We start from the raw sequence: 21,342 nt of genomic DNA on the forward strand, positions 1-21,342 counted from the left end.
CCCATCAACTATAATTGACCCATAAATTTATGGGTCTGGGGAATTACCCTAACGTTTTCAAGCTGTTTAAGCGCTTCAGCCTGGTAAGCCAGCATGATATCCGGTGTAACGGCTGTAGAGGCATTACACGGAGTAACCGGTTGCAGGATGAACGGAATGCTGGTGCGGACTGCGGCAACCAGATCAATCGCTTGTTTAAACTCATGCTCGCCGGTTTGGCCGGTGATAACCAGCTTGACAAAAACCTCTTTATCTTTAGCTGTTGCCAGACGTAAAAACTCATAATGTTGCTGCCAGTATGAATTGCCGGTAACGCTGGGTAGTTTTAGATCCATACTGATAATATGTATATATGGCAGTACCAGTGCCAGTTTTTCCACCAAAGTGCCGTTGGTTTCAAGATATATCGGGCTGTTAAGCTGGGGGGCCAGCCGGATAATGCTCTCTGCTTGCCCCAAGGGCTCGCCGCCGGTCAAACTGATGGAATGGTGTCTAACGGTTAAGAACGAATTAATTCGCCGGGCAAGATCCGCAATCGGCACCGGGTTCGTTATTTTTTCAAAAATCCTCTGGCCGGGAACAGTCTCAACCAGTGCGTGACCGCAGAGGGTGCGGGAAGCAGGGGTGTCGCAATAATCACAAGCTAAATTGCAACCGGCAAAGCGGACAAATATCTGGCGTGTCCCGACATATAAACCTTCTCCCTGAATCGAAGAAAAAAGTTCGATAATATTGGCCATGGCTTACCCCTGCGGCCAGTATTTGACAGCTGAACGCGGTGATTCCCATATTTGGACACTGCGAACCTTAATACTATGCTGAAAGGCAGGGTTAGCGGCCAGCGTGTCGTAAATATATTTTGCAATATGCTCTGCCGTCGGGGGGACTGATTCAAATTCCGGCAGGTCGTTGAGGAAGTAGTGATCAAGGTTATCGATCACTTTGCCAACCTCGGCTTTAAGCTCCTTAAAATCCATAACCATCCCGAGCTGGTTAAGTTCGTGACCGTAGACTGTCACCTCCACTTTCCAGTTATGACCGTGTAACCGGCAGCATTTGCCGGGGTAATCAGGCAGCTGATGGGCAGCCTCAAATTCCGCAATAATGGTCAAATCATACATGGTAAAATACCTCCTCGAATAATAGGTTTAATCAGCTGTGACAGAAATATACTTGCAGCAGCATTAGGTGGCAGGCAATCTTACTATATACAAAAAAAGATGAGCGTGAACTCACCTTTATTTGATGGCCTGCTTACTTAAGAGGTTTTCCTTGGTAAACTCGTCCGAATTATTTAGCAGCATATCGCGATAGCTTATACTGCGGGTATGTTCAGTGTGGCTCCAGTTCCGGTCATTCCGGTGCAGAAATCCCAGGAAAGTAATGGGTATCCAGCTATAGACAAACAGCGGATAAAGAAGTAAGTAGAACCAGGTCTTCCAGTTGGCTCGGATTTTTGCCAGTATTAAAATTGGAAAAACATATTGGCCAATAAAAATAATCCGCCATACTTCAATGGGTAAAACCATATAGAGTATATTCGTATAGAAAGGAACAATATGGTACACATAGCTCAAAATGACGAATGTTGTTGACAAGATTAAAAAATGTGGCTGGACCAGATGCAGGACACCATCCAAAATTCTTATGTCCCGCCGCCTTATTCCCTCAGCCAGCAGCTTAGGGATATATCTCCCGGCTACATCAAAATGTCCCTGTGCCCAGCGTTTGCGCTGCTTACAGGATTGCATGAAAGTAAGTGGCTTTTCATCATACACGATAGCGTCATGGGCCCAGGTAGTACGAATGCCAATTAACAGTGTTTTCATGGTAAACTCCATATCTTCTGTAAGACAGGTAGCTCCCCAGCCAAACTTTTTCAGGATATCGGCGGAAATACACATCCCGGTACCGCCGAGAACACTTGATAGGCCAAGATTATACTTGGCCAGATGCCAAATATGGTTGACAACCCAGAAAGAAATGGCAAAAGTTGCGGCTATCCAGGTATCATTGGGGTTTTTGGCATTCAGGTAACCCTGAATAACTTTTTCTCCCTTGCAGAGACGGTTGTTCATTTCACTTAAAAAATTAGGATCAACGAGATTATCAGCATCAAAAACCACTACCGCATCATATTGTTTTTTTAGTGCAAACAGCTTCTCAAACATCCATTCCATGGCATAGCCTTTACCCCGCTGCTCCAGGTTGAACCGCTCATACACCAGAGCCCCGGCGTTTCTGGCGATCTGGGCGGTGCTGTCTTTGCAATTGTCGGCTACAACATAAATGTCATACAGCTCTTGCGGATAATTGAGCACATGCAGGTTTTCCACCAGCTGCCCGATTACTTGTTCCTCATTATGGGCTGCAACTATAACAGCAAAGGTATTCTTGGGCGTGGTTATTTTATCCTCATGCCTTTTCCAGATTCCAAAAAAGGCGATGATAAAATAGTACAACGTGAAAAATACAATAATAAGCTGCATGGGGATCATTATGTAATCAAAAATGTAATTCATGGACGATTCTCCCTTGTTAAATCCTATCAGGCAACATGATCCCAATAGGACCTATTGAGCGGTTTTCCTCAAACCTGCTTTGATCTTGTTAAAAGGTTAACTTTCTGCTCTGTGTCTAAGGAAGAAAATCTTTACCCTTAAAGGGCACAGGCGTTTCTGCCGGCATCCGGAGGACTTGGCACAAATCTAGTTTTTCTAATAAATAATATGCATATGTTTCGTTTACATGTTTATTTTTCCTGCTTGTTAACGCCCAGGAATAAATTAAGTGATCAGTGACGAGCAAACACACCAAATAAAGTATTCAAAATGCCGAATAAGGAATAAACAAAAAACGGCACAAATAATACTGCATTAAGGGTTAAGGTCAAAATATATATGCCTACAGCGACCGCTATTACCGCCGGCACTAACCGCAGGGGCTCGCCGCCCTTTCCTTTAAAATCAGGGTATCTGATTGTACTTACCATCAGATACGCAAAAATAGCTACCATTAAAGGAAATATCCAACCGGCAGGCTTCAGGCCCACCATGACAAAAGTTGCCACAACACAGCCGGCCGTAGGAATGGGCAGACCCATAAAATAACCTTTGACACTGCCTGTATTCACATTAAATCTGGCTAAGCGCAGCGCCCCACAGGTTGCGAAAGCAGCGGCAATTATGTAACCGGCTGTGCCAAAATCTTTGAGCATAAAGGCGTAGGCTAAAATAGCAGGGGCTACGCCAAAGGATACCAGATCGCACAAGGAATCAAGTTCTTTACCAAAATCACTGCTTACACCAAAGTAGCGGGCCACCCGGCCGTCAAGGCCGTCTGCAACCAGCGCCGCTATAATAAATAACGCTGCTGCGGTAAATTCACCCTGAAAGGTAAAGATAATGGCAAACATGCCTAACACGATGTTGACTGCTGTTAATATATTAGGAATAGCATTTCTCACTGTTCCTTTAACCTCCCTATTACGGTAATTCCGCCTTTAACTCTGTCCCCCTTTTTTACAAGTATGTCAACTGTTGTCGGTACAATAAGTTCGGTACACGACCCGAATTTGATCAGTCCGTAGCGTTCACCCTGCTGCAGGACACTGCCCAGGGTGACCCAGGATACAATGCGTCGTGCCAGGATACCGGCGATTTGCGTAACTAAAACCCGCATCCGGCTGTTTTCTAAACCAATAGCGTGACGTTCATTCTCACAGGCGGCGGCCTCTTTATAGGCAGGCTTAAATCTACCGCAGGTATATTGCTGGAATTTAATCTCACCGTTAATCGGACTGCGATTGACATGCACGTCAAATACAGAGAGAAAAATTGTCACCTTAAGACTCTGTTCATTAAGAAACAGATCGTCGTACACCTCGCTGACGCCCATTACTTTACCGTCGGCAGGCGATACGATCAAATTGTTGTCTAGCGGAACATCACGTTTGGGATTGCGGAAAAAGAAGGTAACAAAAGCCGTTAATATACCAGGGATAATCGCCCAATACAAGCCAAGGGTTAAGCCAGCAATAACAGTGATTAGGCCAAGTAGTGCAATATAAATATATCCTTCTTTAACAACAGGAGTTTTTACCATCTATCCACCTCCCTGAGAAAACCTCCTATTAAGTACTAACCAAAAAGCAAGTTCAGTATATCAGTATAATATAGTTGGTTTACTTTGTCTAACATTTTTTGTCGAACATAACCTTAAGGGCAAAACGGGGTAAAGCTATCATCCTGATGATACGCTGTGGCTGCCGGATTAAGCGGAACAGCCATTCCAGGCCACAGCGCTGCATCCAGGCCGGGGCACGTTTCACAGTACCGGCCATTACATCAAAAGTTCCGCCTACGCCCATGCATACAGGAACATTCAGGCTGGATAAATTTTTTGCCAGCCATTTTTCCTGCCTGGGAACCCCTAAGGCTGCTAATAGAATATCTGGTTTGGCCGTTTTAATAGCTTCAATAATTTCCGGTTCATCCTGGGGCGTAAAAAAACCATCTCTTATACCGACGATACCAAGGCCCGGATAACGCTCGACCGCAACTTTTTTTGCCTTTTCAACAATGTCCGGCCGGCTGCCAAACAAAAACACACGATACCCTTGCCTGGCAGCATGGGCCAGCAGGTTTTGTGAGAGGTCATAACCTGCGACCCGTTCTGGCATAGTATATCCTTGATGCCGTGCTGCCCATACAACACCGGCGCCGTCTGGTACTACCAGAGCACATTGATTGAGGATGGCCGCCAATTCCTGGTCTTCTTGTGCCAGTATAACCATTTCCGCATTAGCGGTAGCGATCATATGGGGGTTCTTGCCGGCAATAAACTGTTCAAGCCTGGCTACCGCCTCCGGCATGGTTACAATATCAATCGCAATGTTTAAGACAGTTGCTTTAGTACTCACTGAGAATTTAACTCCTTAAACTTTGTTTACTATCCTAGCACATTGTACCACAACTTTAAAATGACGGCAATCGCGACCATGGCCATTTCCAGAACGGCTGCCTGCGTTGCTGCTGATTGGGTTGCTGCTCTTGCGTTCCCGGCATCTGCCATGATTTAGAACGGGTCTCAGGCAACGGCTGGGTTCCCTGGATAAAAGCACTGTATTCGGTCTCTTTGCAGCCGCTTTCAGCCAGCTTGCCCGTATTGGCACAAATCGGAATACCGGCAATAACATTAGCCGGAAGCGGAAAATCAGTGGGCGGCGTATTGGCTACGATTTTGGCAACCATTTTGCCCCATAAGGCCGAAACCTCAGTACCGGAAATGCCTACTGGCTTACGGTTATCATTACCCACATAAATACCTACTAATATATCCGGCGTATAGCCGATAAACCAGGCTGTTTCGTAATTATCGGTGGTACCTGTCTTGCCGGCGGCGGGACGTCCAAGATTAGCCGGTGTTGCTGTACCGTCCTGGAGTACTCCCTGGAGCATATCTGTTAAGATATAGGCTGTTTCCGGCGTAAGCACCGCTTGTTGAATGATCCTGCCTTCTTCCAGCACCTGGTTATTTTCATCAAGCACTTTAAGGATCGACACCGGCCTGGATAATATGCCGCCATTGGCAAAAGCACTATAGGCTGTTGTCAATTCCCACAAATTAGTGCCCTGGGTCAGGCCGCCCAAAGCGGAAGCCAGATTGTTATCTTCGTCTGTTAATGTTGTTATCCCCAGGGATTTGGCAAGCGTTAACGCCTGGTCAATTCCTACCTGTTGCCCAAGTTTAACAGCAGCCACGTTGACTGACCAGCGCAACGCTTTTTTCATAGTAACAGGACCACGATGCTTTTTATCATAGTTAACCGGTGCGTAGCCATTAATGTTTATGGGTTCATCGACAATAATGGCATTGGCGGCCAGACCCTGATTAAGGGCAGTTGCGTATAAGAAAGGCTTAAAGGCGGAACCGGGCTGGCGAACTTCAACAAATACGCGATTGATCTGGCTTTCTTCGTAGTTACGGCCGCCTACCATCGCTTTGACATAACCGTTCCTGGGATCAAGAGCAAGTACAGCTCCCTGCAGCTCGCCCAAGGCTGCCTCGGCTGCCTGCTGCTGCTTGATGTCTAAAGTGGTATATACTTTAAGGCCGCCTTTATATACTCTATTGGCGCCATAGCGTCCAACCAGTTCATTAGCCACATAGTCAAGAAAATAGGAGGCTTGCACCACCCGCTTTTTTTTGCCGGCAAGGGCAATTGGTTCAGTTTTAGCCTGTTCGGCTTCCTGGGCCGTTATATAGCCTTCTTTAACCATCCCGGCCAGTACAACTGCCCGCCGCTCTGTTGCAGCCTTTATGTCGATATAGGGAGAATAGATATTAGGGCCGCGCGGCAAGCCGGCCAGCAAAGCACTTTCCGATAACGACAGCTCCTTCGCATGTTTGCCAAAATACATTTGCGCAGCTGCTTCCACGCCATAAGCCCCTTCGCCAAAGTATATCTGATTTAAATAAGCCTGCAGGATTTCCTGTTTAGAGAATTTCCGTTCAATAATTAAGGCCAGCAATGCCTCTTTTATTTTGCGGAATAATGTTCGTTCCTGGGTAAGAAACATATTTTTTGCCAGCTGCTGGGTTATCGTACTTCCCCCTTCAACGACACTGCCTTGACGAATATTTACTACTACGGCACGAATTATTCCGATCGGATCAATACCGAAATGATTGTAAAACCGGGTGTCTTCATTGGCTATGATCGCCTGCTGGATATAGGGGGACATATTGTTAATTGTTATTACAATCCGGTTTTCCTCAAATAATTTCGAAATCAGCTGACCGTTTATATCAAACACCTGAGTTGCTGCAACCAAATTAAGGTTATTTAGACTATCTGTCCCCGGCAAGCCCAAAAATGCGGAACAAATATTGGCCGACATTGAGAATAAAACAACGAAAACGGTAATAATAATAATTTTTTTGGTCATAGGCGTACACTCCTCTTAGCAATAGTAATAGTATCTCCAAGCTGCCTAAGTTTTACATGCAGGAATAGTGAATCTAACGGAGAATATACGAGATTTAGACAGCGTTTGTCAATTTACGCAAAACAGGAGCGACTAAATGAAGTATAAATCACAGCTGTTTCAGGCACTATGCAGCTTAAGCGTTGTGTGTCTTATCCTGTTGGTAGCCTCGCCACCGGCGCTGTTCCTCTTCTTTACTAACTCGCCTGTGCCGGTGGCTGGTTCGCCTCTCTATCTGGAAACCTCGTCTCCTGGCTCTGACGTCGCATATACCTTGCCAGATATAGTTGCCGACGCCTGTTATATAAATGAAAACCCTGAATTTATGCCGGTTTCAGGTAAACCCGTTTATGATGTATTCACTGTGGAAGAGCGGCAGTCAAGCGGATTAGGGCTGGAGGTCCCGGCCGTTAGCCCCTATCGTGCGGAAAAAGTCGTGTATCTTACTTTTGATGATGGTCCGGCACCTGAAACTACGCCGGTGGTGCTTGACATTTTAGGACGTTACGGCATTAAGGCAACTTTTTTTGTAGTGGGTAATCAAGCGGAAAAGCATCCGGCGATTGTACGCCGCATTTATCAGGAAGGCCATGCACTTGGCAATCACTCTTATAATCATGTGTACCGTGACCTGTATCAGTCAGCCAACACCTATATTGCACAATTGCACCATACTGATGAGATTGTACGGAGCATCATTGGTGCTCGACCGCGTATCTCCCGTGCGCCAGGTGGTTCTGCCGGTAGTTTTACCAAAGAATACTGGGATATATTGAGCACACAGGGATATGTTGAAATAGGCTGGAATATCAGCGCCGGCGATGCTTCTAATGCCAAAGCCGGACGAATTGTGGATAATATTGTTGCCCAGATGAAAAATGAAAATTTATGGAGCCATGCTATTGTGCTGCTGCACGATGGCCGCGGCCATCATGAGACTGTAAAAGCCCTGCCTGAAATCATTACGTTTTATCAAGACCGCCAATTCGAATTCCGGGTTGTCAGTTTCGAGACCCCTGCCCCGTGGTAACAGTGGTAACAATAGATAGATGTAAAAAATGCTTTGGACCTGGTCCAAAGCATTTTTGCAGTTAAACACTGTAATTAGGCGATTCTTTGGTTATGCTGATATCATGGGGGTGGCTTTCTTTTAAACCAGCGCCAGTGATCCGGATAAACTGGGTTTTGGTAATAAGTTCTTCAATAGTGCGGACCCCGCAGTAACCCATACCAGCCCGCAGGCCGCCTATTAGTTGAAATACGGTATCAGCTACTGAACCTTTGTACGGTACCCGCCCTTCGATTCCTTCAGGCACGAGCTTGTCCATGTTTTCCTGGAAATAGCGGTCTTTGCTGCCTTCAGCCATCGCTCCCAGCGAACCCATTCCCCGGTATACTTTGTAGCTGCGGCCTTGATAAATAATAGTTTCGCCCGGGCTCTCCTCTGTACCGGCCAGCAGGTTGCCAACCATTACAATCTGGGCACCGGCGGCAATTGCTTTGGCTACATCGCCTGAATACTTGATACCGCCGTCAGCAATAACCGGTACCTTGTATTCATTGGCGGCCCTGGCGCAGTTATAAATGGCAGTTATTTGCGGTACGCCAATACCGGCAATGACCCGGGTAGTGCAAATCGAACCAGGTCCAATACCTACTTTTACTGCATCGGCGCCGGCTTCAATCAAATCACGGGTAGCCTCGGCTGTGGCAACATTACCGGCAATCAGATCAATGGCGGGGAAGGCATCTTTAATTTTTCGCACTGAGTCCAGTACACCCTGGGAGTGGCCATGGGCAGTATCTACAACAATTACGTCAACCTTAGCGCCAGCAATGGCCTCTACCCGCTCCATCATGTCTGACCCAACCCCGACTGCGGCCGCAACCAGCAGGCGGCCTTTGCCGTCTTTGGCAGAGTTCGGATATTTTTGGGCTTTTTCAATATCTTTAATGGTAATAAGACCCTTTAAATTTCCCTCAGCATCAAGAAGTGGCAGTTTTTCGATCCGGTGCTCGCGCAAAATGGCTTTGGCTTCTTCCAGCGAGGTGCCGACATGGGCGGTGATAAGATGCTCTCTGGTCATACAGTCGGAGATTTTACGGCTTAAATCAGTTTCAAAACGTAAATCGCGGTTGGTCAGTATTCCCACCAGCTTATTATTGGTGGTAACAGGAACCCCTGAAATCCGGTATTTCTCCATAAGCTCGTGAGCATCCTGCAGCGTATTGTTAGGCGATAAGAATATCGGGTCAACAATTATACCATGCTCAGACCGTTTGACTTTGTCAATTTCATTGGCCTGACGGGCGATCGGCATATTTTTATGGATTACCCCGATGCCGCCTTCACGCGCCATGGCAATCGCCATCCGGGCCTCGGTAACGGTATCCATTCCGGAGCTGATAACTGGAATATTAAGCTTGATATTTTTAGTCAAATATGTAGCTACTTCCACTTCCCTGGGCAGTACTTCCGATTTTGCCGGAACCAGCAAAACATCATCAAAAGTTAACCCTTCAGGACCGAATTTGTTGTCAAACATTGACTAAACTCCTTTCACTAGTGCCTTGGCCAGGTTGAAAATTCAGGTTAAATCCGGTCAAGGTACTAAACACATCTAATAGGTATTTCTCAATATAATAACATAAATAAAGTTACCAAATCTACCATTTTTCATGTCTTTATAAAAAATAAAAATAATGCCTGGTATTGTACCAGGCATTTCTATTAACTAAGAACATATACTTTAACCTTTTGGACACCAAAATCATAAGCCTTAGCTACAGAAACCATGGCAATGTCAATACGGTTGCCTTTAATTGCACCACCGGTATCTTCAGCTATGCCATACATGCCGCTGCCGTCAGCAAACTGAATATATACCCTTGAGCCCAGCGGAATTACCCGTGGGTCAACGGCAATCACACCTGGACGTATCTGAGTGCCCATATACGTCAGGTTGCCCCATTGGCCATTATCATGCGGGCCGGGGGCATAGGCCGTAGCTTTGATGTCCAGAACGGATTTGTAACGTTCTGGTGCACTGCCGCGTGATACCTCTGTTCCCCGCTTGTCCAACAGCAATTGAAAGGTAGCCTGCCCAACAATACCGTCGGCAGCAATATTTTTAGCCTGCTGGAATGCCAGGACCGCTTGTTCGGTAGTTGCACCAAATACGCCATCAACCGCAAGGTTATAGCCTAGATCATTAAGCCGGCTCTGAAGCTCTTGTACATCCTGCCCTGCCATACCAGGTTTGAGTGCCTGATCACCTAAAGCGGCAGAGACTGGTGCCAGCCAGAGAGTGACTGTCAGAACAGCCAGCACACCGGTACTGCCTATAATTTTTTTGATGTTTTTCATTAAAACACCCCTTTCTAAAGCCTACGAGGTTAGCTGACGGGTTCGGGATAAAGGGAAATCCCTACCGCAGAACGCGGATTCACCCCAAAAAATGGGTTCCCCATTTTCCTCATAACAACAAGGAAATTCGGCTTGTCGATAGTGTACATGATTTTTGGCTATAAAGCAAGTCAATATAAGTTCGTTTATTAATAAATAACAACTATTAACTTTGTTTTTTGAGCGTATCCCCGGCAATGCTTGGGTTTTTAATCATTCAAAATACGACCTGCAGAAAAAGTAACGGAGGCTGCAGTTTGCAGCCCCCCCTTCCGGCTATCCTTCTTTACCTAACATAAACGGTGCAAAGCCGAGCTGTCCCCAATAATGATTAAGTAAGGATTGAATAATACCGGCCAAACGTCTCCGCATCATTTTTTTGGTCTCGGCTAAGGAATGGAAAAACAATCTGGTCGCAGGATGGGCGCTATTGGCGGCTGCCTGTTGGTAATATTGGGCCGATCGGTCAAACAGGGTATATACAGACCAGAGGGCTGTAAGGGCAGGCAGGTTTACCGAATCTGTCGCCGGCTTGTCCCGGTGTGTGAACTGCTGCCAGTCCGAGTCACTGCCAAGCAGCCCGGTAGTTTCGACAACCGGGTATTTGTCAATATTAACATCTGTGGCACTGGCAACAGTAAGTAATGCATAGAAGTTTTCCTGGAATTTGTTAATCAGAGCCATTGCCGGTAAAGGGCCGGTATTGGCTGATAGTAGTGTAATTTGATTATTCAGTGCAGTTTCCAGTTCAAGCGCAAATTGCAGCGGCAGCATGTTAGTGAGTCACCACCTTTTTATTATATTAGGAAATTAGGCCATTTCCTAATATAATGGCCTAATTGATTATCTATCTGCTGCTAATATGCCAGCCTTGGCAATATGTTGGGTTGGGGCCTCGCGTAACACAATGGTTACCGCTTCCGGCGGGCATTTAGCAGTTTCCACAATGGCTGCCGTTATTTTCTTGACCATTTCACGTTTTTGCTCCAAAGAACGACCTTCTAACATGTCGATTTGTACGATAGGCATAGATATCCCTCCCGGTTATTTATAGTTTTTATCTTCGCCATCTATACATATAATCCCTGCTCAATGAATAGAGATTAAATGACTTGGGAAACTCTCTATCACTAATTCATATGATGTAGCATACGATAAACTAGAGTTTCCTAAATCATGTAAAAAAAGAAGGAGGATTTTTATGGCTACCTTAAAAGATATTGAAAGAGTTTACGGGTGCGAAATTAATGCTATTGATACGCCGCCCTTCACTACTACCCTGCCTGTTAATGGCACGGTAGGCCTATGCTCAATTACTGTACCTACACGCCGGGACGCCTACCTGGTACGAGCCGTCATTAACTGGAGCGTAACCTTTACTCCCATATTACCGGCTGTTAATCTCCTTAGCTCCCCCGGCGCTGCTCAAGTCCAATTTGAAATCCTGAAAGACGGCGGCCCTATCGCCCGCGTAACGCAATCGCTTGGGCAACTGGGTTTTATTGTTGGTGCTGTTTTCAATACTACAACTTCCAACTTTGGTATTGCCGCCCTGCAAGTCTTGGATACCAGCTCATTATGCGGTACTTCCAACGAGCTTTCAACTTTCGAAGTTCGCGCCACCAATATCAATTTGACAGTGCCGTTAAGCGTTGTTACTGGTACCATTATTCCCGTCGGGAATGTAGTATCCGCAGTTGGTCATGTATCTCTGGTAGTTGAGCAAGTCGATACTTGCAGGCAAGAAGCTGTAAATTCTTAGCATCAATTTACATGATCAGTTTGCAACGGGCACAGCATAAGATGTGCTCGTTGTATTTGTTTTAAACATGAATTATTTGCGGATATGGCGTTTCTTTCGCGCCTTGCGCCACCACATGCCACCGTAGATTGCAGCCACCAAAGCAATAATAAGAATAAGCCGTGTGCTATTTTCACCGGCAAAAACCAGGTCATGGCCAAGTAAAACCTTGATGATTACCGGCGGCAGTTTGCCGATACCTGTGGCTAGTAAAAAGTCTTTGCAAGAAATCCTGCTGATTGCAGCCACGGCGGTAATAATTCCTGACGGGGCTAAGGGCAGCAGCCTGGCAAGCAATAGCGCTTTGAAGCCGTTGGCAGCACTATAGTCATCTACCTGCTTCAAATAGGAACTTTTCTTAATCCAGCGCTCGACCGACGTGCGAAAGAAGTACCGGGCAAAGATAAACATGGCTATTGCGCCAATCACTTCGCCAACCCAGGAAATAACGATGCCTCCCCATAACCCGAATACAATACCGGCTGCCCCGGAAAGAATCATAAACGGGAAAACAATGGTAAATGTCATGACAACAAATAAAATGAGCGTAACAAGAACAGCGCCGGCACCAAAAGAGCGAAGGTATTCAGCCAAAGCGGCAATGTCACCCTTCTCAATAATTCCGTACGCATGCTGAAAAAATTCCGGCTGCCACATATACATTAGGCTAATTATCGTCAGGACCGTCAGCCAACCAAAGGCTTTTTTCATTTCCTATCCTTCCTGTTCTTAAAAACAGCGCTGTGGACTCAGCGCTGTTTTGGGGTTAATCGTACTGCGACAGTTCTTTTTTGAAAATATTGCAAGAGCCCCCCAGCCAGTGAATACAGTCGGCACAACGCCTGACATAGCTGGCTGACGACACGTTAAGCAGTGAATAACCATACCCCATAGCAGTGATGATATGCTCAAACTCCTGGCATTCTTCGGCAATATTTCTTAGTTGTTGTTCGTTATAATCTTTTACCATACCGCACCCACTCCTTAGCAGATTTTCATTAGTGTGCGCGCGGCGTTGATAAAAAATTAAAAAAATAATTTTTTAATCCGATGTTTTGATGTATAAACCCGGCTGAGAATGTCAATATTAGTAATGTAAATTTTCTCCTCTCCCATAATTGGCGGCCTTCGGGCCGCCCCTTTTTTTGTCCTGGCAGAAAATATAACTTTCCCTGGATAAAGGCAACATCGGCTTACGCTTTCTCCAAAGGCTCAGCGCAAGCCGTGTTTTCTTTATCTACCGGAATTTATAAATAAATTCTGTGGACATAAGAACGCCGATACCCTACAGGGTATCGTCCTAAAGGACTTGGCACAAGCCAAGTCTTTTCTTACTTTATCTGCAGAATACCATAGTAAAATTTTCGCCAAACCAGTGTAACAGTGTCTGCCATACCCGGTTAAGGTATTCAGGCGTACAAACGGTCTGTTGAGCGGCACGGCGTGCTTCCAGCAAGATATCGGTATCTCTGATGATATCAGCGATTTTTAAATCGGGAATGCCATGCTGGGCAGTACCAAAAAACTGGCCCGGTCCTCGCAAAATCAAATCCTTTTCGGCCAGAATGAACCCGTCATTAATCTCGGTCATGACTCTTAGCCGCTCCACTGTCTCTTGGTTGGTGCTGTCAGATAACAGGATACAATAAGATTTATGCTCTCCTCTGCCAACCCGGCCGCGCAGCTGATGTAATTGGGCCAGGCCAAACCGGTCGGCACCCTCAATAATCATAACCGTGGCATTAGGTACATTAACACCAACCTCAATGACGGTTGTTGCGATTAATGCCTTAATCTCACCACCGGCAAAAGCCGACATGATAACATCTTTTTCCTGTGGTTTCATTTTACCATGCAGTAACCCGCAGTTATAGTCTTTAAAAAATGTGGACGATAATTCATCATAGATTTTTATCGCCGACTGAGCTTCCACCTTGTCTGATTCTTCGATAAGCGGGCAGACAACATAAATCTGGCGGCCAGCCTTCATCTGTTCCACCGCAAAGGCATAAACTTTGTCCCGGCGGTTACTGGCCCGTGCATAAGTGGCAATTGGCTGGCGCCCGGGTGGAAGTTCGCGGATGACTGACACATCAAGATCACCATAAACGGTAAGGGCCATGGTTCGGGGAATGGGAGTTGCTGTCATCACTAATACATCAGGCTGCCCCCCTTTGGCTTCCAGCTGTGCCCGCTGCTGAACACCAAACCGATGCTGCTCGTCAGTTACAACCAGACCCAGCTGTTTGAACTCGACATCAGCCTGTATCAGTGCATGGGTGCCGACAACAATATCAATGCCACCCTCTTTAATATGGCATAACAACTGATCACGGGCTTTACGGGTAAGTTTCCCGGTGAGAACAGCGAGCTTGATGCCATGGGGGGCAAGTAATCTGGCCAGAGAATGATAATGTTGTTCAGCTAAAATCTCAGTGGGGGCCATCAGGGCTCCCTGGTAGCCATTTTCCACCGTCTTGGCCAGTGCAACTGTGGCAATCACTGTTTTCCCTGAACCAACATCTCCCTGCAGCAGACGCTGCATGGGTGTGATATCCTCCATGTCAGCTTTGATCTCCTGCAGGGTTTGCTGTTGATCACCGGTTAATGTGAACGGCAGTTTATTCTCTATTGCCGTTACTAATTTTCCATCAGGAGCATGTTTGATTCCCTGGCTTTTGTGTTTGTTTTTTTGTTTTAAGTATGTCAGGCCACACTGTAACAAATATAATTCTTCAAATACCAGCCGCCGCCGGGCTGCGGCCAGCATTTCCCTATTGCGCGGAAAGTGGATGGCCGTCAGGGCCTGTTGGCGATTGATCAGGTTGTAGCCGGAAAGTATGGCTTGCGGCAGAGTTTCTGCCTCAGACACTGGTAAGGTATGAAATATTTCCACCGCCTGACGGGTCAGGGTACGCAGCTGCCATTGGGGAATATTCTCCATAACCGGGTATACAGGGATAATCTGTCCGGCGTCAGCATTAAAGTCAGCCGCTAATTCGATGTCCGGTTTGTTTATTTCTATAGAGTGCAGGCGCCGCTGGACTTTGCCGGAAATAATAATCTCCATACCGGTTTTATATTTATTTTTAATATAAGACTGATTGAACCAGGTAAGCTGGGCCACCCCGGATTGATCCCGGACAGTTATCTTTACGATCCTCAGGCCCCGGTGTGATTTAAGCTCACTGATATTAATAATAAGGGCCCGGAACGTTTCATACAACCCGTCAGTTAATTCTGCAATCAACTTATGGTTACTCCGGTCTTCGTAGCGGCGCGGATAGTGCTCCAGAAGCTGCCCCACAGTAAAAATACCTAATTTCGCCAGTTTCGCGGCATTAGCCGGTCCGACACCTTTTAAAAACTGTATTTTAGCAGTCCACAATTTCTGAATAATAATCACCTTACACTTTATCTGCCCCTGTCAGCAATTCATTTAATTCGGCCAGTAAAGCTTCAACGTCAATCTCATGCATAGTAGCACCGGTTTCAATTGTTTCTGTTGTTGAGCCCATGCAACCAGTACAGCCCATGCCATATTTAATGAAGATCTCGCAAGCTTTAGCATGTAAACGGAGCGCTTCAATTATCGGAGTGCTTCTAGTGAACATAGGTAGCCCCCCTTTGTTTATTTATTCTAATTTCAATATTATACGCACAATTCCTGCCAGTGAACACCTAATACCGGAGATTTTGCGAAAATATCCTGAGAAAACTTGATTTGGCCTTGCACTTCATAAGTAAATTGTGCTAAAATAGTCACGTTGAGTACATGAGGATTTGTCCTACAGGAGGTGGAAATAGATGGCAAATGTTTGTGAGATTTGTGGTAAAGGTGAGCGTTCCGGCTTCAATGTCAGCCATTCCAACCTTAAAACCAAGCGCACCTGGAAACCTAATATACAAAGAGTGAAAGCATTAGTTAAAGGTGAAACTAAACGCGTGAATGTATGCACACGTTGTATGCGTTCCGGTAAAATCCAACGTGCAGTATAAACCTGCCGTACACAGTTAATGAAGGACTTGATTACAAGCAAGTCCTTTTTTATTGTAAAATCAGCATAGGTCAAAAACCAGCGGCCATTGGGAACGCTGGTTTAATTTTTTCATTTATTATTTTGTTTGCAGCAGTTTTAAAATAGCAGCCAGTTCGGTGGTGTTAAACTGATATTTCTCATTGCAAAAATGACAGCATACCTCGGCCCGGCCTTCGGCAGTCATTGCTTTTAGTTCCTCAGCACCAAGGCTGATCAGCATATTCTGCACTCTTGCACGTGAACACTGACAATTAAACCTCAGATCCAGCGAATCATAAAAATTAACCGGTAAACCGGCAAAAACAGTTTCCAGGATCCCTTTGGCATCCCGGCCGCTGTGTACCATATGTGACACTGACGGGTTCTGCCGCAGATTCGTTTCGAGTTTTATGAGCGCATCTTCTTCTGCATCCGGCAAAGCCTGGATAAAGAAGCCACCGGCTGCCAGGGTTGATGTATCAGGGGCTATTAAGACACCCAGGGCAACGCTGGACGGGGTTTGCTCCGATACGGTGAGATACTGGGTTATGTCTTCCGCAATTTCGCCCGACACGAGGGCGGTACTGCCGGTAAACGGCTGTTTAAGACCCACAAAGCGGGTAATATGAATATGACCGCTGCCTACTGCCCGGCCGACATCCAGTTTACCGTTGTGTAGCGGTAGATCCACAACGGGATTGCGGACATAGCCGCGAACCGACCCGTCAGGAGCCGCATCGGCCACTATTTCGCCAAGCGGGCCATTCCCTGATATTCTAACAGTCAGGCTTTCGGCAGTTTTTAAATTAGCCGCCAATAACAGTGCGCCTGTCATCGTCCGGCCCAGGGCCGCTGTAGCCACCGGGAAACAGTCATGACGCCGGCGTGCTTCTTCCACCAGCTTGGTAGTAACAGCGGCAAAGGCCCGGATTCCAGGTGCCGTAGCCCGGATTAAATGGTCATGCATAGGTACCTCCGGCACTAGGCCAGCTCTTTTGAGATAAGTGGCTGGCCTGTTGTTATATCTAGTATTTCAATCTTCCTGTCCTTTATCCAGGCAACGGTGCTGTAACCGTCAGGGTGCTTTGTCATTCCCGGTGAGCCGGGATTCAGATAAAAGACACCGTTATGTTTCTCCAGGCTGGCGATATGGGTATGGCCGGTAATGAAAATATCGGCCTTTAAGCGCGCCGCCAGCTCCTGCCGGGTTGCTTCGGTCAGATTATGCCCATGGGTTACAGTGATTCTCAGGCCATTTAGCATGAGATAGGTGTAAGGTGACTGGATGGGGAGTTTGAGCACCAGGCCGTCAACCTCGGCGTCACAGTTCCCGCAGGCAGTAATGATAGGTACAGGACAGCTATTGAGAGCTTCAGCCAGTTGTTTAGGATTATATTCAGCCGGAATCGTATTGCGCGGACCATGGTAAAGCACATCACCGGCGTGGATAATCAAATCGGCATCATGGAAATAACGGCAGAATACCCGCTGCCAGGTTTCCAGGCAGCCATGGGTATCACTGATTATACCAACTTTCATAGTCAACCTCCAACAAGGCAGATTATAGGTTAAAGTCCTTTGATTAGATTCGCCATCTCGATTGCCGACATGGCAGCATCAAAGCCTTTGTTCCCTGCTTTGGTGCCGGCCCGCTCAATGGCTTGTTCAATCGTGTCGGTGGTGAGTACGCCGAATATGGTAGGGACACCGCTGTGTAAGCCAACCTGAGCCACCCCTTTGGATACCTCGGCGCAAACATAGTCATAATGGCTGGTACTGCCTCTAATAACCGTGCCCAGGCAAATTACCGCATCATATTTCTTGCTCATTGCCAGCTTCTGGGCAACAAGAGGAATCTCATAAGCACCGGGGACCCAGGCAATTTCCACATTTTCACCGGCAGCACCGTGGCGTTTGAGGGCATCCAGGGCGCCACCCAGCAATTTGCTGGTAATAAATTCGTTAAACCGGGCGACAATAATACCGAATTTTAATCCTTCAGCAACCAGGTTTCCTTCATATATTTTACTATTTTCCATTATTTTGGGGCCTCCTCATATTGTTTGAGTAAATGTCCCAGTTTGGATTTTTTGGCGGATAAATATCTGTTGTTAAATTTGTTTGCCAATATTTCCAGTGGGACCCGTTCGGTGATTGTCAGTCCATAGCCCTCAAGCCCGACCCGTTTGCGGGGATTGTTGGTAAGCAGCCTAATACTGGTCAAGCCAAGGTCGGCTAATATCTGGGCGCCAATGCCATAATCCCTAAGGTCAGGGGCAAAGCCTAAGAGTTCATTGGCTTCAACTGTATCTTTACCCTTATCCTGCAAGGCGTAGGCGCGAATTTTATTGGCCAGGCCGATGCCTCTGCCTTCCTGCCGCATATAGAGCAGCACACCGCTGCCTTCTTTTTCAATACGTTTTAGGGCCTGGGCCAGCTGATCGCCGCAGTCGCAGCGCAGTGACCCGAGAACATCACCTGTCAGGCATTCGGAATGAACCCGGACCAGTACATTCTGCTTATTGCTAATATCCCCTTTTACCAGGGCAATATGGCACTGATTATCCAGTTGGCTTTCATAGGCAATGAGTCTGAAATCACCGTATTTGGTCGGCAGGTTGGTCTCCGCCGCTCTGGTAACAAACCGTTCATGTTTTTTCCGGTATTTGATCAGGTCGGCAATGGTAACTAGTTTCAGTTCATGTTTTTTTACAAAGTCCATTAATTCCGGCGTCCGGGACATCGTACCATCTTCATTCATCACTTCGCAGATTACGCCTGCCGGATAGAGGCCGGCCAATATGGCTAAATCGACAGCCGCTTCCGTATGGCCGGTACGGCGCAGCACACCACCCTCGCAGTATCTGAGCGGGAAGATATGGCCGGGCCGCCTAAGATCACTGCCAATCGTTTGACGATCAAGCACTGCCTGGACAGTGGCTGCTCTTTCGTGGGCTGATATGCCGGTTGTCGCTGCTTTGGCATCAATGGAGACCGTAAACGCCGTACAATGATTGTCCGTATTCTCAGTGACCATGGCCCCAATGCCGAGTTCATCGAGTCTATTGCCGATAATCGGCATGCAAATCAAGCCGCGGGCATGGGTAGCCATAAAATTTATAGCTTCGGGCGTTACTTTCTCGGCCGCTATAACAAGATCACCTTCATTTTCCCGGTCCTCATCGTCGATTACCACTACGATTTTGCCATTTTTTATATCCTCAATCGCTTCTTCAATTGTATTGAATCTCATATAACATCCTCCATTTATTGCCTGGCTGTAGAATGCTTATAGTGCAAAACCGTGCTGTTCGAGAAACCCGAGCGTTATCCTGTCAGACGGTTTGCTGTCCGGTTTCAAACCAAGCAGCTTTTCCACATATTTACCAATAATGTCTGCTTCTAAATTTACTTGTTTGCCTGCTGGTTTAAGCCCGACGGTAGTCAGCGCCGACGTATGGGGAATTAGTGAAACCGTAAACCAGTCCGGGCCGGAATCAACGACAGTGAGGCTTGTACCGTCAATGGCAATGGAGCCTTTGTTAATAATGTAGCGCATGACTTCGGGGCCGGCACCAATTTTGACAATAACGGCATTGTCATTTTGCTCTTTAGTCAGAATCAAACCTACACCATCAATGTGACCGCTGACTATATGGCCGCCGAGGCGATCGCCAACACGGAGCGTGCGCTCCAGATTAACCGTGTCGCCGGTTTTGAGTTCAGCCAGGGCTGTCCGGTCAACTGTTTCCGGCATAACATCGGCAGTAAACCAATCACTGCTAAAATCGACAACTGTGAGACAGGTGCCGTTGACGGCAATGCTGTCGCCAAGCTTAACATCTGTCAGTACCTTGCTGCCACTTACGGTCAGGCGCACAGATTTGGCGCCTCTTGCTATTTGCTTAACTTTGCCGAGTTCTTCCACAAGTCCGGTAAACATTGTGTCCCTCCCGTCCGGTTAGGTAACCGGTAATTAATATGTCGGCGCCTATTGCCTCAGTTCTTAGGTCTTCAAGCATAAGGGCCTGATCCACAGCCGGAGCGCCTGTTCCTCCGACCGGGGTTGGCGCAGTGCGGCCGCCAATTATTTTCGGCGCAATGAAGCAGTAGACTTTATCGATTAGATTGGCTGTAAATACAGACGCGTTGATTGTGGCGCCGCCTTCCACCAATATACTGGTAATGCGGCGTTCTCCTAATATTTTAAACAGCTGGCGCAGGTTGATACCTGCAGGTGTCTGGTCAAGGGTCAGGACTTCAACACCTTTGCTGGTGAGAGCCGCAACCCTGTCGGCAGGGGCCTCCCGGCCGACAGCAATAATGGTTTGCGCCTGGCCGTCGGTTACTACTTTCGCGTTCAGCGGCGTGCGGGCCATACTGTCAACAATGATCCTCACCGGGTTGCGGCCAGCCGCCGGCAAGCGGGCCGTTAATTCCGGATTATCAGCAAGCACAGTGCCGATACCTACCAGAATACCTTCATGCGTATCCCGGAGTTTATGGACATACGCTCTTGCCGCTGCGCCTGTTATCCACTGGGAGTGACCGGTATAAGCAGCAATTTTGCCGTCAAGTGACATGGCCGTTTTCAGAACTGCCCAGGGCATGCCGGTCACAATCCATTTGATAAATACTTCATTGAGCCGGGCGGCTTCTGCTGACAGAATACCTTCAACCACTTCAATGCCGGCTGCCCGCAGGCGGTTAAGGCCATTGCCGGCCACCAGCGGATTAGGATCAGCCATGGCAGCAACAACTTTCCTGACACCGGCCTGGATCAGGGCATCGGCGCAGGGCCCGGTCCGGCCATGATGAGAGCAGGGCTCAAGAGTCACATAGACAGTGGCACCTTTGGCCAGGTCGCCGGCCTGGGCCAAGGCATGAATCTCGGCATGGGGTGTGCCGGCTTGACGGTGCCACCCCTGGCCGACGATGCGGCCGTCTTTAACGATAACAGCACCTACCAGTGGATTAGGACTGGTACGGCCCTGGGCGTACTGCGCAATTGTCAGGGCTTGCTGCATGTAATATTCGTCCATAGAAGTCCCCCAGTACAGATAAAATAAAAAACTGTTGATTAGCTTTGGGGCTATCAACAGTTAAAAGGAAAATTCAATAACTGCC

General features: G+C 47.2%; 24 protein-coding genes and 1 riboswitch. Of the genes, 3 read left to right on the plus strand and 21 right to left on the minus strand.

Annotation, left to right across the window (positions count from 1 at the left end):
- Positions 1-8: 8 nt before the first annotated feature.
- From SPTER_RS09710 to SPTER_RS09740, 7 genes are all read right to left on the minus strand, one after another.
- Positions 9-740: a 7-carboxy-7-deazaguanine synthase QueE gene (locus SPTER_RS09710; protein WP_144350229.1), complete on the minus strand. Its 732-nt coding sequence runs from the start codon at positions 738-740 to the stop codon at positions 9-11.
- A gap of 3 nt (positions 741-743) precedes the next feature.
- On the minus strand, positions 744-1,121 hold the full coding sequence (queD, locus tag SPTER_RS09715; protein ID WP_144350230.1) for a 6-carboxytetrahydropterin synthase QueD: 378 nt from the start codon (positions 1,119-1,121) through the stop codon (positions 744-746).
- A gap of 117 nt (positions 1,122-1,238) precedes the next feature.
- Entirely contained in the window at positions 1,239-2,522 is a 1,284-nt protein-coding gene (locus SPTER_RS09720) for a glycosyltransferase family 2 protein (protein WP_144350231.1), read from the minus strand.
- 272 nt (positions 2,523-2,794) lie between these two features.
- Positions 2,795-3,466: a CDP-diacylglycerol--serine O-phosphatidyltransferase gene (gene pssA, locus SPTER_RS09725; protein WP_144350232.1), complete on the minus strand. Its 672-nt coding sequence runs from the start codon at positions 3,464-3,466 to the stop codon at positions 2,795-2,797.
- The gene (locus SPTER_RS09730) at positions 3,463-4,104 is read right to left on the minus strand and encodes a phosphatidylserine decarboxylase family protein (protein WP_144350233.1); all 642 of its coding nucleotides are present in this window, start codon (positions 4,102-4,104) and stop codon (positions 3,463-3,465) included. Before SPTER_RS09730 ends, pssA begins: the two co-directional genes overlap by 4 nt.
- Positions 4,105-4,192: 88 nt before the next feature.
- Positions 4,193-4,921, minus strand: coding sequence for a WecB/TagA/CpsF family glycosyltransferase (locus SPTER_RS09735; RefSeq protein ID WP_425474348.1), 729 nt, complete (start codon positions 4,919-4,921; stop codon positions 4,193-4,195).
- A 55-nt stretch (positions 4,922-4,976) separates the two neighbouring features.
- A complete protein-coding gene (locus SPTER_RS09740; protein WP_144350234.1) occupies positions 4,977-6,950 on the minus strand; it encodes a transglycosylase domain-containing protein in 1,974 nt (657 codons plus the stop codon).
- Between the two features lie 136 nt (positions 6,951-7,086).
- Between SPTER_RS09740 and SPTER_RS09745 the strand changes: the two genes are divergently transcribed.
- Positions 7,087-8,019 carry a polysaccharide deacetylase family protein gene (locus tag SPTER_RS09745; protein WP_144350235.1) on the plus strand — a complete coding sequence of 311 codons (933 nt, stop codon included), beginning with the start codon at positions 7,087-7,089 and terminating at the stop codon, positions 8,017-8,019.
- A gap of 61 nt (positions 8,020-8,080) precedes the next feature.
- Here SPTER_RS09745 and guaB read toward each other — a convergent pair whose 3' ends face one another.
- The 4 genes from guaB to SPTER_RS09765 form a co-directional block, all read right to left on the minus strand.
- Positions 8,081-9,535 (minus strand): IMP dehydrogenase, encoded by a 1,455-nt coding sequence (gene guaB / locus SPTER_RS09750; protein ID WP_144350236.1) that lies wholly within the window; start codon positions 9,533-9,535, stop codon positions 8,081-8,083.
- Positions 9,536-9,720: 185 nt separating this feature from the next.
- On the minus strand, positions 9,721-10,356 hold the full coding sequence (locus SPTER_RS25625) for a peptidoglycan-binding protein (RefSeq protein WP_144350237.1): 636 nt from the start codon (positions 10,354-10,356) through the stop codon (positions 9,721-9,723).
- 3 nt (positions 10,357-10,359) lie between these two features.
- A riboswitch (cyclic di-AMP (ydaO/yuaA leader) is annotated at positions 10,360-10,499 on the minus strand.
- Between the two features lie 172 nt (positions 10,500-10,671).
- A complete protein-coding gene (locus SPTER_RS09760) occupies positions 10,672-11,169 on the minus strand; it encodes a hypothetical protein (protein WP_144350238.1) in 498 nt (165 codons plus the stop codon).
- Between the two features lie 69 nt (positions 11,170-11,238).
- The gene (locus SPTER_RS09765; protein WP_144350239.1) at positions 11,239-11,424 is read right to left on the minus strand and encodes a 2-hydroxymuconate tautomerase; all 186 of its coding nucleotides are present in this window, start codon (positions 11,422-11,424) and stop codon (positions 11,239-11,241) included.
- Positions 11,425-11,596: 172 nt separating this feature from the next.
- Between SPTER_RS09765 and SPTER_RS09770 the strand changes: the two genes are divergently transcribed.
- Positions 11,597-12,157, plus strand: coding sequence for a hypothetical protein (locus tag SPTER_RS09770; RefSeq protein ID WP_144350240.1), 561 nt, complete (start codon positions 11,597-11,599; stop codon positions 12,155-12,157).
- A gap of 72 nt (positions 12,158-12,229) precedes the next feature.
- Here the strand turns inward: SPTER_RS09770 and SPTER_RS09775 are convergent, their stop codons facing one another.
- From SPTER_RS09775 to SPTER_RS09790, 4 genes are all read right to left on the minus strand, one after another.
- On the minus strand, positions 12,230-12,907 hold the full coding sequence (locus tag SPTER_RS09775) for a TVP38/TMEM64 family protein (protein WP_144350241.1): 678 nt from the start codon (positions 12,905-12,907) through the stop codon (positions 12,230-12,232).
- 55 nt (positions 12,908-12,962) lie between these two features.
- Positions 12,963-13,166: a hypothetical protein gene (locus SPTER_RS09780; protein ID WP_144350242.1), complete on the minus strand. Its 204-nt coding sequence runs from the start codon at positions 13,164-13,166 to the stop codon at positions 12,963-12,965.
- Between the two features lie 366 nt (positions 13,167-13,532).
- Positions 13,533-15,584: an ATP-dependent DNA helicase RecG gene (gene recG / locus SPTER_RS09785; RefSeq protein ID WP_246105552.1), complete on the minus strand. Its 2,052-nt coding sequence runs from the start codon at positions 15,582-15,584 to the stop codon at positions 13,533-13,535.
- A gap of 19 nt (positions 15,585-15,603) precedes the next feature.
- A complete protein-coding gene (locus tag SPTER_RS09790) occupies positions 15,604-15,810 on the minus strand; it encodes a DUF1858 domain-containing protein (protein ID WP_144350243.1) in 207 nt (68 codons plus the stop codon).
- 193 nt (positions 15,811-16,003) lie between these two features.
- On the opposite strand from SPTER_RS09790, the gene rpmB reads away from it, so the two are divergent.
- Positions 16,004-16,195 carry a 50S ribosomal protein L28 gene (gene rpmB, locus SPTER_RS09795; protein ID WP_144350244.1) on the plus strand — a complete coding sequence of 64 codons (192 nt, stop codon included), beginning with the start codon at positions 16,004-16,006 and terminating at the stop codon, positions 16,193-16,195.
- Positions 16,196-16,312: 117 nt separating this feature from the next.
- On the opposite strand, the gene hslO is transcribed toward rpmB, so the two are convergent.
- The 6 genes from hslO to ribD are packed head-to-tail and all read right to left on the minus strand — an operon-like array spanning position 16,313 to position 21,257.
- Positions 16,313-17,182 (minus strand): Hsp33 family molecular chaperone HslO, encoded by an 870-nt coding sequence (gene hslO, locus SPTER_RS09800; RefSeq protein WP_144350245.1) that lies wholly within the window; start codon positions 17,180-17,182, stop codon positions 16,313-16,315.
- 14 nt (positions 17,183-17,196) lie between these two features.
- Positions 17,197-17,754 (minus strand): phosphodiesterase, encoded by a 558-nt coding sequence (gene yfcE, locus SPTER_RS09805; protein ID WP_144350246.1) that lies wholly within the window; start codon positions 17,752-17,754, stop codon positions 17,197-17,199.
- Positions 17,755-17,783: 29 nt separating this feature from the next.
- Complete coding sequence (gene ribH / locus SPTER_RS09810; RefSeq protein ID WP_144350247.1) at positions 17,784-18,254, minus strand: 6,7-dimethyl-8-ribityllumazine synthase; 471 nt, start codon at positions 18,252-18,254, stop codon at positions 17,784-17,786.
- Positions 18,254-19,468 carry a bifunctional 3,4-dihydroxy-2-butanone-4-phosphate synthase/GTP cyclohydrolase II gene (locus SPTER_RS09815; RefSeq protein WP_144350248.1) on the minus strand — a complete coding sequence of 405 codons (1,215 nt, stop codon included), beginning with the start codon at positions 19,466-19,468 and terminating at the stop codon, positions 18,254-18,256. The genes ribH and SPTER_RS09815 overlap by 1 nt, the downstream gene beginning before the upstream one ends.
- Before the next feature lie 36 nt (positions 19,469-19,504).
- Positions 19,505-20,158 carry a riboflavin synthase gene (locus SPTER_RS09820; RefSeq protein WP_144350249.1) on the minus strand — a complete coding sequence of 218 codons (654 nt, stop codon included), beginning with the start codon at positions 20,156-20,158 and terminating at the stop codon, positions 19,505-19,507.
- On the minus strand, positions 20,121-21,257 hold the full coding sequence (ribD, locus tag SPTER_RS09825) for a bifunctional diaminohydroxyphosphoribosylaminopyrimidine deaminase/5-amino-6-(5-phosphoribosylamino)uracil reductase RibD (protein ID WP_144350250.1): 1,137 nt from the start codon (positions 21,255-21,257) through the stop codon (positions 20,121-20,123). Before ribD ends, SPTER_RS09820 begins: the two co-directional genes overlap by 38 nt.
- Positions 21,258-21,342: the final 85 nt, after the last annotated feature.

Origin of the sequence: Sporomusa termitida, from assembly GCF_007641255.1 — a bacterium.
Lineage (GTDB): Bacteria > Bacillota > Negativicutes > Sporomusales > Sporomusaceae > Sporomusa > Sporomusa termitida.